The sequence below is a fragment of the Longimicrobium sp. genome (assembly GCF_036399935.1).
Classification (GTDB): domain Bacteria; phylum Gemmatimonadota; class Gemmatimonadetes; order Longimicrobiales; family Longimicrobiaceae; genus Longimicrobium.
The window spans coordinates 1-12395 of record NZ_DASWMD010000039.1; the positions used below are offsets into that span (position 1 = coordinate 1).

Consider the following 12395-nt stretch of genomic DNA (forward strand, 5'->3'; position numbering starts at 1 on the left):
CCACGATGAACCGCATCCGCTCGTCCATGGGATTCGTTTCCAGCCAAGGCACGGCTCGCCTCCTGAAGGGGGTTGCCATGCACGTTAACTGTCAACGATCCTCCCGGTTTAGATTGTCAACAATCTACCCGGTTTGTACCCTGTGCGGGCCCCTCCCCCCGGCCCTCTCCCGGCGCAGTTTGCCGGGGGAGGGGAGAATTCAATCAGCGTTCGGCGACGTGCGACCCGTGCCGTTGGGGGCCGTCCCGTTCTGCCGCGCCTCGTCGTGGTCGGCGCGAGGAGGTATCTTGGGCGCGCCAAAGGTCCACCTGATCGCCGAGCCCGTGCCGAACGCAGTGCCATCACCCGATGTCTGAGCGCCACGACGCCGCCGCCGTCGAGGCGACGCCTGAGCTGGAGGGCGGCATCGCGCCCGTCCACACCGGCCAGCCCAACGCCCGCGTGCGGTGGCTGACGCCGGGGATGCGCTACATGGCGGCGGGCGCGTTCTTCTTCAGCGTGATGAGCCTGCTGGTAAAGCACGCCGGCAAAGACCTCCCGAGCCAGGAGCTGGTGCTGGCGCGGTCCATCGTCACCGCGGCGCTGAGCGCCTGGGCCGTCCACCGCGCGCGCGTGTCGCCATGGGGAACCCAGCGCAAAATGCTGGTGTTTCGCGGGATCGCCGGGTTCCTGGCGCTCTCGTGCTTCTACCACACGCTGACGAACCTGCCCATCGCCGACGCGACCGTCATCCAGTACACGAACCCCGTGTACGCAGGACTCCTGGCGGTGCCGCTGCTGGGCGAGAAGCTTCGGCGGCGCGAGGTGCTTTCGGTGCTGGCAAGCATCGTGGGCGTGCTGCTGGTCACCCAGCCGTCGTTCCTGTTCAGCGGGTCGCCGCACGCGCTGCCCCCGATGTCGGTCGCCATCGGCCTGCTCGGGGCGATGTGCACCCAGCCTGCCGAAGCGCAATCGAATTCTCCCCTCTCCCGCTCGCGGGAGAGGGGCCGGGGGAGAGGGCAGCCGGGGATTGCACGGCCGTGCGCGAAGCGCTCCCAAGCTGGTGACGGACTCAGCCCAAGCATCAGCACACGCGCGACACACCGGGCTAACTCCCTTCCCCCGCGCAGTTTGCGGGGGAAGGGCTGGGGATGGGGGGCGCCGTGGGACGCGACGAACCCAGCCTCACGAGTCAGAAGTTCTCCCCTCTCCGCACGCAGTTTGTGCGGGGAGGGGCCGGGGGAGGGGCGCCCCACGGTTTCGTGCCGCTGTCGCGCCCGGGTTTCGAGGTGGCGCGGACTGGATCCTTCGGCCCGCGATGGGTGTGCTGCGGGCGAGTTCGGCGCGCTTGGGCCTCAGGATGACAGGGCCTTGGCGCTGCCGGCGAGTTGGAGGCGCTTGGGCGCAGGATGGCACGGCTTTCGTTGCGCCGGAACTGATCAGTGGACGACGAAGGCCGTCAGTCCTCGTCGTCCTCCATGGCATCGGGCGCGATGGGGATTTCGGCGCGGACGCGCGTGCCGCCGCCCGGCTCGCTCCGCACGTCGACGCGGCCTCCCAGGTACGCCGCCCGTTCCCCCATCCCAAACAGCCCCAATCCTCGCCCGGCGGCGGTGACGCTGGGCACCGAAAACCCGCGCCCGTCGTCCTCCACGCGCACGATCAGCCGTGCGCCGTCGCGCTCCAGGCGAATGGACGCGCGGGTGGCGCCGGAGTGGCGCAGCACGTTGGAAAGGGACTCCTGCACGATGCGGTAGACGGCCAGCCCCGCCTCGGCGGAAAGGTCCTCGTCCACCGACGGCTCGGCCGACAGCGCCAGCTCCATCTCGCTGATCTCACGCAGTGAACGCAGGTGCGATTCGATGGCGGGCACCAGCCCCAGCTCGTCGAGCGCGGGCGGGCGCAGGCCGCGCGCGAACCGCCGCACCCCTTCCAGTGCCTGCCCGATCTCCCGGCGCATGTCTTCGAGCAGGGCGCCCACCGCCTGCGGATCGCCCGCGCCCTTCACCACGCGAATGCGAATGAGCAGTGCCGCCAACAGCTGCGCCGTCTCGTCGTGAAGCTCGCGCGAAATGCGCTTCCGCTCCTCTTCCGCGGCGTTCAGGGCCTGCGACGCCACCTTGCGGACCCGCGTCCGGTATACGGCCGCCGCGTCGAGCATGCCGTTGAAGGTGCGCGTCAAGCGGTCCAGCTCGCGGTCGGCCACGGGGGACAGGGGCACGCGGGCCTCCAGGTCGCCCCGCCGGACCCGCGCCGCCGTGCGCTCCAGCGCATCCAGCGGCTGCAGGGCCAGCTTCAGGATCACGGCGTTCACCAGCACCGTGGCCAGGATGCCGCCGGCCGCCAGCGGCCCCGCGACGTCCAGGATGGAGGCCTCGGGGTAGCTGCGGACGAACCACGCCGTGAGCATGCTGCCGAACATGGTGCCCACCAGCACCACGGCCGCGTTGGCGATGAGGATCTTGTAGAACAGCGGCACCCGCAGCAGCGCCCGCACGAACCCCGGCAGGGGGCGCGGCGGGCGGGCAGGGCGAGGCGAGGGATGAGGATCGGGCATGCGGGCTACGGCTGCGGGGCCAACTTCAGCAGCGCCTCCGCCACCAGCGCTTCCACTGCCTGGCGCAGACGGGCATGGCGGAGGAACGGCGGATGGTGCGTGGGCGGGGAATGCGACGGCGGCATCGCGGATCGGCGCACCCAAACATCCGCGGCGGGCACTCCGCGCGCAAGGAAATCCTTTCGAAAAAGGGGGCTTGCGCGATTCGAAAGACGTTTCTATCTTATTGGCACGCCGCCGCTTGAGGCGGTGCAGGGACGCCGGGGCGATCCGACGAGGATTGCGCCGCGGACCACGGGAGCCGAGGCTCCACCGTGTCCATGCCCTATGTGCAACCTGAACGAAGGAGGTGATCTCTTGGCCAGTACGACTCCTGCTCGCATCTCGACACGGGCAAGCGATCGCCGCATCGGCGCCTGAGCCGATTCCAGAGGCGAAACACTCTCCGCGTTTGGCGGGTGCCCCTGCGGCATCGCGTCGGGAAGCAGCGGAACCTTGAGCACCGCCGGGCACATCGCCCGGCGGTGCTCTTTCTTTTATCGCACGTTCAGCCCAGGAAGCGGCGGGCAACGCGGATGTAGCGCATGTCCTGCTCGTGCTCGGGAAGCGCTTCGGCGGCCGCGAGCAGCTTGCGGACATGGCGTTGAAGGCGGGGCTCGCCCCAGCGGTAGCCGGTGGCGGATTCGGCGCTGGCGGTGTTGGCGTCGCGCGCCGCCTCGATCAGCGCCCGCGCCGCCGCCGCGTCGTACCCGGGGTCGTCGCGGGGTGGCAGCCCGAAGTGGCCCGGCGGCACGAACCCCGAATCTTCTTTGACGAACGCACGCGACATCGGCTTTTTCTCCTTTCGCGTGCAGGCAGGAGCAAGAGTGCTGCCGACCGTGCTACCAGCGCCCCGGCAGGAATGGTCGCACACGGAGGCGCTCCCGAAGCCGAAGTGTACCCCCTCTCCCACGCTGTTTGTGGGAGAGGGTGGCACGCGTGTCAGCGCGGCCGGGTGAGGGCCCCACGGCAGCCGAGGCATCGGGTTCCATCGCCGCTGCCTCCGCGTGACCCCCAGCAGCGCCGGCGGATGACCGGGGATTGCTGGCGCGCGCAGCGGGCTTTCCGCTACAATCCCGCCTGGGCCCTACGCCAGATGGTGAGATGATCGTGATTCGGAACCTGCTTCTCGCGTGCACACTGGCGCTTTCCGCGTGCGCCCCGTCGCTGACACAGGCGCGGACCACGAGCGACGATGCGTGCGGAGGCACCGTGGGGCCGGGCGGGGTTCCCGTGCTGGCCTGGCACGGTTTCGCGGAGAATCCGCGGCCGGGCGAAGGCAACCTGACCGAGTCGTGGGCGCGGTACGAGGAAACGCTGCGCTTTCTGGCGGACCAGGGATTCCGCTCCGTCTTTCCGGAAGATACACGGCTGCCCGGAGCCGGCGGTGGGCGGCAGGTGATCCTTACCTTCGACGACGGGCGCAAGGAACAGCTGCGCGCCGCCGAGATGCTGGAGCGCCACGGCTTCCGCGGCATCTTCTTCGTCATTCCCCGCCGCACGCGGCCGGACTCGGACGCCCAGTTCCTCAACTCCGACGACGTGGCGCGGCTGGCGCGCGCCGGGCACCGCGTCTCGGCGCACGGCTACGAGCATCGCAGCCTGCCCACCACGGGAACGGAGGTCGCCGGATCGCTCGTCCGCTCGCCGGGCACCATCGCCCGGCACGGGGGCGACGACAGGCTGGACTTCGCCTTTCCCTTCGGCCACTACACGCCAGAGATCGCAGACGCCATCGGAAGCGCGTACCGGCACCTGCACACCGTCAATCCCGGCTATTGGGACGGACGGTCGGCGCTGCTGCCGCGCATGCTCATCATGAACGACGTGCAGCTCTCCGTATTCACCGAGTACTTGCTGGGCGGAGCCACGTACGCGCCCGTGCTCCGCCCCGTGACGCCGGACGGCGCGGTGGCGGGAACGGTGACGTTCGTGGGCCAGGCGCCCCTCTCGGCAGACGCGCAGGTGTTCGCGGTTTCCGCGGATGCCCAGCGGCGCAGCTACATCGGGCATCCGCTGGGGGAGAACCTGCGGGTCAGCGGCGACACGGTGACGGTGGACCTGGCCGCGCACATGGGCCGCTACCACGGGCCGGGGCGCGGCGTGATCAGCTACGCCATCGTCAGCCGCCGGTGCGGGGCCATGCGCTACCTGTCGCCCGGCATCATGCACTGGATCCGCGACCCCGCCGTCCCCCCGAGCCCCCTTCCCACACCCGTCCGCCCCGAGACCGTCGTGCCCGGAAGCGGACGCTGAACGGCAATGTGAGACCTGCAGTGGAAGCTACGCCAAGCGTCGGACCAGGCCCAGCGCGTCCGCGGCCGCGGCGCCCGAGGCGGTGTTGTCGAAGATGCACCACACCTGCCGCCCGGCCGCCGCATCCGCGCGCAGCCGGGCGGCGAGCGCATCCAGGTACGCGGGCTCGTACGCCGAGTAGTAGATGCGGGGCGACCCGTGCAGGCGGTAGTAGACGAGATCGGGCCATCCCCCCGGCTCGGCCGCGGCGGGGACGCGCGCGGGATCGGCGGCGACGCGGGCGACCTGAAAGCGGGCGAGCAGCTCCGCCGCCTCGTCCCCGAACCAGGTGGGATGCCGCGGCTCGCACGCCAAGGCGAGCGCGGAACGGGTGCGCAGGGCGGAGAAGAACGGCTCCGCGACGGCGGCATCGAACTCCAGGCTGGGCGGAAGCTGCACCAGCACGCATCCCAGGCGGTCGCCCAGCCCCCCGGCCTCCGCCAGGAAGCCGTCCAGTAGCGCGTCCGCATCCCGTAGCCGCTGCCCGTGCGTGATCGCCTTCGGCAGCTTGATGGAAAAGAGAAAGCCCTCCGGGGTGCTCTCCGCCCAGCGCGCGTAGGTGGACGGGCGATGAGGACGATAGAACGAGGAGTTGATCTCCGCCGCCGAGAAGCGGCCGGCGTATCTCTGGAGGTGGGTGCCCGTGGCGGGAAAGTGCTCCTGCTCCGTGCGCGGCAGCGTCCATCCCGCGGTGCCGACGCGGATCACGGGCGCCGGCGGGCCAGGTACGCGGAAAGGACCGTGTAGAAGACGGGATACGACAGCGACACCAGGACCAGCCACCCGGGCACGTGGGGGAACTGGTACGTCATCACGATCAGCACGCCCAGCCAGACGAACGCACCCGCGAGCACCGGAATCCGCCACGGACGGGGCGCCAGGTTGGGGTAGATGAACTTCACCGGCGCGATCGTCAGCACGGTGAGGATCAGCAGGAGGACGCCGTTCAGCATGGGGCCGTGGAAGTGGTGCGCGACGCCCGCGTACAGCGCCACCACGTTCCAGTACGACGGGAAGCCGAGAAAGAATCCCCCCTCCTCGTCCTTGGCGTCCTCGTTGGCGAACCCGAACAGCGACGCGATGAGGGCGGGGATGATCCACACGGCGCCGGGCTCGGGCACCCACCCCATCCGCCACACCAGGAGCAGCGGCAGAAAGGTGAACGTCAGGTAGTCGACGATGTCGTCGATCTTGCGCCCGTCGATGTTGGGCGCGAACCGCTTCACCTGCCACATGCGTGCGAACGGGCCGTCCGTGGCATCCACCAGCGTAGCCCCCGCGAAAAGCAGGAATACGAGGCGCACGTCCGGCCGCGGCCGGCACATCTCTGCCGCGGCCAGAAATGCGAAGCCCACCCCGCACGCCGTGTAGACGTGCACGGCGTACGCCCGGAAGCGCTGGCCCGCGGTCGCGCGCGGCTCCACGTCCACGGCGCTCATTCGCGCCCCGGCCGGTCGTCGCCCGTGGCCGCCGCCTCGGCCTGCTCCTCCAGCATTTCCTCCGCTACCTCGGTGTCTTCGGGGCGCTCGGGCATGGGCTGCTGGCGGCGGACCGCCTCGGGCTCGTAGCTCAGCTCCACCAGCATGGGAAAGTGGTCGGAGCCCACGTAGGGCAGCCGCTCCAGGCTCACCAGGCGAAAGTGGCCGGAGTGGAACACGTGGTCCAGCGGGTAGCGGAAAAGGAAGTTCTTGGCGTTGTAGCTGTTGTACAGCCCGCGACCCACGCGCGGGTCCAGCAGCGCGCTCAGGCGCAGGAACAGCTCGCTGCTGCGCGACCACGCCACGTCGTTCAGGTCGCCCGCGACGACCGTGGGCTCCTCGTCCGAGTCGCCGATGGCGCGCCCCACGACCACGAGCTCGGCGTCCCGCGGGGTGGAATCCTGGTCGCGCACCGGCTCGGGCGGGCGGGGATGGAGCCCGTGCAGAAGGACCACCGTGCCGTCGGGCAGCTCGAACCCGGTGTGGACGGAGGGAATGTCGTCCTGCACCAGGAAGTCCACACGCGCCCCGACCAGCGGAAAGCGCGACAGCAGGAGCAGCCCGTAGTAGTTTTCCTGCGGGTGGCGGATCACGTGCGGAAACTCCGCCGCCAGCGGCTCCAGCGCGCGCGCCCACTTGTCGTTCACCTCCACCAGCAGCGCGATGTCGGGCTTGGAGTCGCGCACCACCTGCGCCAGCCGCTCGTGCTGGTCGTTCTCCATCAGCACGTTGCTGATCAGCAGGCGAAAGCAGGTGCGGTCGTTCTTGGGGCGCGTGCTGCGCTGCACCTGCACGCGGGCCAGCGGCGTGTAGGGAAACACCTTGCGTCCCTGGTACACCAGGCACGCGACGAGCGCCGCGACGAACAGCCACTCCAGCACGTTTCCGTCGAAGTAGAACACGCCGTACGCCGCGCCCGAAAGCGCCGCCAGGAGCGCGAGCTGAAGGCGGGGAAAGTCCCACATCCGCACGGACCAGTGCGGGCTGCGGCTGAAGCTGAGCGCGGTAGCGGCCACCGGCAGCACCCCCAGCCCCAGGACGACCCACCGGAGCACCGCCGTCATCGGCCCGCTCCCGCGTCCGGAACGGGCATCCCGAACCGCTGTTGGAAGTGATGATGGGACGGGGGAGCGAGCGTCACGGTCCGGTGTGGTGAAGGTGTGGCCTGCGCCCGGCCGATGGACCAGGCATCCAGGCTACTTCAATAGTGATACCACCCGGCCGCGGCGGTGCTACGCGGAATCCGCGTCCAAGGAGCGTCCAAACATCTTGCAGCGATCCAACGCTGGGGGGACGCGGTCGAAGTTCCCCCTTTCCCCTGCGAAGCGGGGGAGAGGGCCGGGGAGAGGGGGCTCCCGCGGCATGCACCGGCAGCCAGTCGAACCTCGATCGAACTTCTCCCCTCTCCGCACAGCAGTACCGTGCGGGGAGGGGCCGGGGGAGGGACCCCTACTTCGCCCCCACCGACGACGCCGGCTGCCGGAAGTACACCACCCGCCGCGCCTCGCGGATGCGCCCATCATCCACCCGTCCCTCCACGAGCTCGTACCCCAGCAGCGCGAACACCCGTCCGCGCAGAAAGAGCGGGCGGGCGTTGCCGTACCAGTCCACGCACGACGCGCGGCAGGCATCGTCCACCGCGGCGGAGTCGTTCGCCGCCAGCGCCCCCACCTCGTTCAGCCGGAACGCCTGGTTGCGCAGGTACAGGATGGACGCCGATTCGCTGAACAGGTGCTCGTAGCCGGGGCGTCCCGGGCCGCGGATGGGCAGCCCCAGCATCCCCGCGTCCTGCGCCTCGGGCTTGTAGAAGAAGCCGTGGCTGCGCAGCTCGCCCTGCGACGCGTTCGGGCGTGTGTAGCGGTGCACGAACTGCGGGACGGCGCCCAGGCGGATGCCGGAAAAGTGGAGATCGCGCCCGTCCGTGCCCACGATCACGGCACCCGATCCCATTGCCTCGATGCGATCGACCCCGTGCGGAAACGACAGCGTGGTCGCATTCGCGTCGCGCCTGTACGGCACCGCCACCAGGGAGGACGAGGGCGTGTCCGAGGGCGCGCCCCACCCGGAACCGGCGCCGTACAGCAGGTAGTCGCCCACGAAGCGGTTCTGCAGGTCCTCGCCGTCGCCCACGTCCGGAATGTCGCGGTACGCCGACGCGGGCACCGCCTGGCGCCCCGTGCCGAAGCGCCGCAGCGGCACGCGCATCAGCGCCAGGTCGCCGCCGGCCTTGTCGGAGTCCCACATTCCGTCGCCCTCGCCTTCGGACGCCACCAGCACGTTGAGGTGCCCGTCGGCGCTCTCCAGGAACGAGAACTGGTTCACGGGGCTGCCCTCCACCCGCAGCGCGCTGGGTGGCGAGCCGTCCAGGGGCATCCGATACAGCACGGAAGGCGGCGGCTCGTCGTCGTCGGAGTACAGGTCCAGCCCCGTCACCCACACGTACACCGAGCCGGGCGACACGTAGAACACGCGGCTTTCGTGGCCCGCCACCGCGGTGCCCCGGCACGCCAGCTCGCCGCCCGCCAGGTCGCAGACGGTGACCGTGTGGAGCACCAGCTCTTCACCGCTCGCCATCGGCGCGTCAGCCCGGTACACCTTGGTCGCCGGCAGCACGGGGCGGAAATCGTCCTCCTCCGCGTTGGGCTCCCACCTGCGGATGGCGGGAAACGACTCCGACGGGTTCTCCGGGTCGAGGAAGACCGGCGAGTAGAACACCAGCTTGCCGCCCACCAGCCGGCTGGCGTAGTTGTCGGAGGAGTAGTAGTCGTCGGCGCGCAGGTGCCAGGTGGAGCGGTACGCCAGCTGCCCGTCGGGCGAAATCTGGAACAGCCCCACCTCCGTGCCGCCGCGGTCGTAGCTGTAGCCGAGCACCGCGATCACGTCGCCCGAGATCAGCATCTCGTCGTACCAGGCGCCGCCGGGGTCCAGTCCCGGCGCGTACGCGTCCACCGCCGACACGGGCGTCAGGCTGTCGTCGCCGATGCGCACCGTGAACAGGCGCCCGCGCCGCAGGATGATCAGGAAGTCGCGGTAGGTCTTTACGATGCCACCCTCGTCCACGCCCGCGTGCTGCACGTTGGTCACGGATTCCACCCCCGCCCCCGCCACCCCGAGTGCCACGCTCTCCAGATTCAGCGTGGGGGGCGCGGCGGCTGGCTCACCAGGCGCGGACGGTGGAGGTGCCATCGGGGGCGGCGGCAGGATTGGCGCGGGGGGTGGGACCGGCTCCCCCGCTATCCGCCGGACGAACCGCACGAGGTCGCGGTCTGACCGGAAGGGCCGCAGCGTCTGGTGCGACGGGGGTGAGGCCGAAGAACCCGGGACCGAAGCCGGGTCGTAGGCCGGAGCGCAGCCCGCGCCCGCGATCAGCGCCGTGACGAGTGCAGTTGCGAGGGCAGTTTTCCGCATGGGGTGGGGGTTGGTCTGCGGACGGATGTGGAGGGTCCTGCCAATATGCGCGACGCACCGCCCGCTGCACCAGCGGCACGATCACGGCACTCGATCAGGTTGCCGACGGGACGCTGTCATCCCGAGGAAGCGGCCACGGCGTACCGTGACGCGTGCACCGCATCATGCAGCGACTGAGGGGATCCTTCAGTCGCTGCAAACGGTGGTGGGGATGCAGGTTGCGCGTGGGCGCTCCTTCAGGATGACAGCCTCCGGCTGCCGCTGCGGTTACCCGTCTACCAGGGCCTGGAGCTTCTTCGGGGCGATCATGCAGTACGACTGGATGATCTGCTCGCGCATCTCGTCATCGCCCAGCTCCTCGATGACGATACCGATCCAGCCCTTCACGCCCACGTACGGCGGCACGAAGTAGGTGTCCGGATCGGAGCGGACGAGCAGCTGCTGGATGCCCACCGGGGCGGGGCACCACACCGCCACGCGCCCGTCGCGGTGATGGTTGTCGGCGAACATTGCGAAGATCTTTTTGCGGACGCGGAAGGTGGGCGCACCCCAGGCCTCCTGCTCGGTGGCTTCGGGAAGGGCCAGGCAGATGGCCCGCAGGCGGGTCAGGGGATCGGTGCTCATGTTGCGGATGCTCTCCGGTAGTGGCGGAACGCGGAAGTCGACCGCGCGCCGCAGGGTAGGCGGACGGGGTTCCGCGCGCAACCGGGCGCGCACTTGCCCGCGCACCTGCTTTCATCGTATGTTTTTCCGTTGCGGGCCCACCTGGACGCACATCCTGAGCGGGGCTCAGTCCAAACGGTGGCGGGACGCGGTTCGAGTTCAGCCACCGTTCTTATTTGCACCGGCCGCGGGCACGCCCGCGCTGAGATAAAGACCCACCGATGGAAATTCTGCTGATCGCACTGGGTGCGATCGTGGGCGCCGCCGCCGGCTTTTTCGGCGGGCAGGCCGTGATCCAGTCGCGCTTGCGCGCATCCCGCGCCACCGCCGAAGACGAGGCCACCCGCATTCGCGCCACGGCCAAGCAGGAGGCCGAGCAGGAGGCGGACCGCCTGCGCACGGCCGAGGTGCTGAAGGGGCGCGAAGAAGCCCTTCGCAGCCGCGAGGCGTGGGAGCGCGAAGAGGCGAAGCGCCGCGACGAGATGGACCGGCTGGAGCGCCGGCTGCAGGAGCGCGGCGAAATGCTGGACCGAAAGCTCCACCAGCTGGAGGAGAAGGTCGAGGCGCAGGACCGCCGCGCCCAGGCGCTCGCCCAGCGCGAAAAGCAGGTGGAGGTCGACGCGCAGTCGGTGCACGGGCGCCTGGCCGAGGTGCAGCACCGCCTGGAATCCCTCGCCGGCCTCTCGGCCGACGAGGCGCGCCGCACGCTGATGCACGACCTGGAAGAAGAGGCCCGGGCCAGCGCCGCGCAGCGCATCCGCGAGATCAAGGAAGAGGCCCGCCGCGACGCCGACCGCGAGGCCAAGAAGATCATCTCGCTCGCCATCCAGCGCATCGCCGCCGACCACACCGCCGAGACCACCGTCTCGGTCGTGGCGCTGCCGTCGGACGAGATGAAGGGGCGCATCATCGGCCGCGAGGGGCGCAACATCCGCGCGTTCGAGCAGGCCACGGGCATCGACGTCATCATCGACGACACGCCCGAGGCCGTGGTGCTCTCCGGCTTCGACCCCATCCGCCGCGAAACCGCCCGCATCGCCCTGGAAAAGCTGGTCGGCGACGGGCGCATCCACCCGGGCCGCATCGACGACGTCGTCGCCAAGGCGCGCCTGGAGGTGGAGAAGGGGATGCGCGAGGCCGCCGAAGAGATCATGTACGAGCTGGGGATCCACGGCGTGCACCCCGAGATCGTCAAGGTGCTGGGGCGCCTGAAGTTCCGCACCTCGTACGGGCAGAACCAGCTGCTGCACGCTAAGGAAGTGGCGCTCCTGGCCGGCAACATGGCCTCGGAGATGGGCTTCGACGCCACGATGGCCAAGCGGATGGGGCTGCTTCACGACGTGGGCAAGGGCATGACGCACGACCACGAGGGCACCCACGTGGAGCTGGGCTACAACCTGTGCAAGAAGTTCGGCGAGCCGCCGCAGGTGCTGAACGCCATCAAGGCGCACCACGACGAGGAGCCGCACCTGTTTCCCGAGTCGTTCCTGGTCACCGCGGGCGACGCCATCAGCGGCTCGCGCCCGGGCGCCCGCCGCGAGATGTTCGAAACGTACGTCAAGCGGCTGGAAAAGCTGGAGGAGATCGCCACCTCGTTCCCGGGGGTGGAGCGCTGCTTCGCCATCCAGGCCGGCCGCGAGCTGCGGGTGATGGTGACGCCCGAGGCCGTGTCGGACGAGGAGATGACGCGCCTGAGCGAAGACACGGCGCGCCGCATCGAGGCGGAGCTGCAGTACCCGGGGCAGATCAAGGTGGTGGTGATCCGCGAGACGCGCGCGGTCGACTTCGCGCGCTGACGCGCCGGTCGATAGATTGCGGCCCGCCGGGCCGGGCGGGGGCACGGTTCGCCGTGCCCCCGCCGCGTTTTTCTGAAGGCATGTTCGGGCCAGGTCGAGGCGTGGGTGGGCAGGTCCGGTGCTCGGGCCGGCGCCCCCCATCCCCAACCCTTCCCCCGCAAACTGCGCGGGGGAAGGGAG

At 70.1% G+C, this 12395-nt stretch carries 10 protein-coding genes and 1 pseudogene; 3 read left to right on the top strand and 8 right to left on the bottom strand.

Annotation, left to right across the window (positions count from 1 at the left end):
* Window positions 1-501 precede the first annotated feature (501 nt).
* Window positions 502-789: pseudogene (locus tag VGB24_RS25470) on the top strand (EamA family transporter); the annotation flags it as partial.
* Here the strand turns inward: VGB24_RS25470 and VGB24_RS12735 are convergent.
* From VGB24_RS12735 to VGB24_RS12745, 3 genes are all read right to left on the bottom strand, one after another.
* Window positions 687-908 carry a hypothetical protein gene (locus tag VGB24_RS12735; protein WP_331073325.1) on the bottom strand — a complete coding sequence of 74 codons (222 nt, stop codon included), beginning with the start codon at window positions 906-908 and terminating at the stop codon, window positions 687-689. The pseudogene VGB24_RS25470 and the gene VGB24_RS12735 overlap by 103 nt on opposite strands.
* A gap of 530 nt (window positions 909-1438) precedes the next feature.
* A complete protein-coding gene (locus VGB24_RS12740; RefSeq protein ID WP_331073326.1) occupies window positions 1439-2536 on the bottom strand; it encodes a HAMP domain-containing sensor histidine kinase in 1098 nt (365 codons plus the stop codon).
* Between the two features lie 547 nt (window positions 2537-3083).
* Window positions 3084-3365, bottom strand: a complete 282-nt coding sequence (locus VGB24_RS12745) for a hypothetical protein (protein ID WP_331073327.1) — start codon at window positions 3363-3365, stop codon at window positions 3084-3086.
* Window positions 3366-3679: 314 nt separating this feature from the next.
* Between VGB24_RS12745 and VGB24_RS12750 the strand changes: the two genes are divergently transcribed.
* Window positions 3680-4831, top strand: coding sequence for a polysaccharide deacetylase family protein (locus VGB24_RS12750; protein ID WP_331073328.1), 1152 nt, complete (start codon window positions 3680-3682; stop codon window positions 4829-4831).
* Window positions 4832-4858: 27 nt separating this feature from the next.
* On the opposite strand, the gene VGB24_RS12755 is transcribed toward VGB24_RS12750, so the two are convergent.
* The 5 genes from VGB24_RS12755 to VGB24_RS12775 all read right to left on the bottom strand — a co-directional run bounded on the left by VGB24_RS12755 (window position 4859) and on the right by VGB24_RS12775 (window position 10380).
* Complete coding sequence (locus VGB24_RS12755) at window positions 4859-5578, bottom strand: DUF72 domain-containing protein (RefSeq protein ID WP_331073329.1); 720 nt, start codon at window positions 5576-5578, stop codon at window positions 4859-4861.
* Window positions 5575-6309 (bottom strand): hypothetical protein, encoded by a 735-nt coding sequence (locus VGB24_RS12760; protein WP_331073330.1) that lies wholly within the window; start codon window positions 6307-6309, stop codon window positions 5575-5577. The genes VGB24_RS12755 and VGB24_RS12760 overlap by 4 nt, the downstream gene beginning before the upstream one ends.
* The gene (locus VGB24_RS12765) at window positions 6306-7412 is read right to left on the bottom strand and encodes an endonuclease/exonuclease/phosphatase family protein (protein ID WP_331073331.1); all 1107 of its coding nucleotides are present in this window, start codon (window positions 7410-7412) and stop codon (window positions 6306-6308) included. Before VGB24_RS12765 ends, VGB24_RS12760 begins: the two co-directional genes overlap by 4 nt.
* 385 nt (window positions 7413-7797) lie before the next feature.
* A complete protein-coding gene (locus VGB24_RS12770; RefSeq protein WP_331073332.1) occupies window positions 7798-9468 on the bottom strand; it encodes a beta-propeller domain-containing protein in 1671 nt (556 codons plus the stop codon).
* A gap of 555 nt (window positions 9469-10023) precedes the next feature.
* Window positions 10024-10380: an MmcQ/YjbR family DNA-binding protein gene (locus VGB24_RS12775; RefSeq protein ID WP_331073333.1), complete on the bottom strand. Its 357-nt coding sequence runs from the start codon at window positions 10378-10380 to the stop codon at window positions 10024-10026.
* Window positions 10381-10640: 260 nt separating this feature from the next.
* On the opposite strand from VGB24_RS12775, the gene rny reads away from it, so the two are divergent.
* Window positions 10641-12215: a ribonuclease Y gene (rny, locus tag VGB24_RS12780; protein ID WP_331073334.1), complete on the top strand. Its 1575-nt coding sequence runs from the start codon at window positions 10641-10643 to the stop codon at window positions 12213-12215.
* Window positions 12216-12395 lie beyond the last annotated feature (180 nt).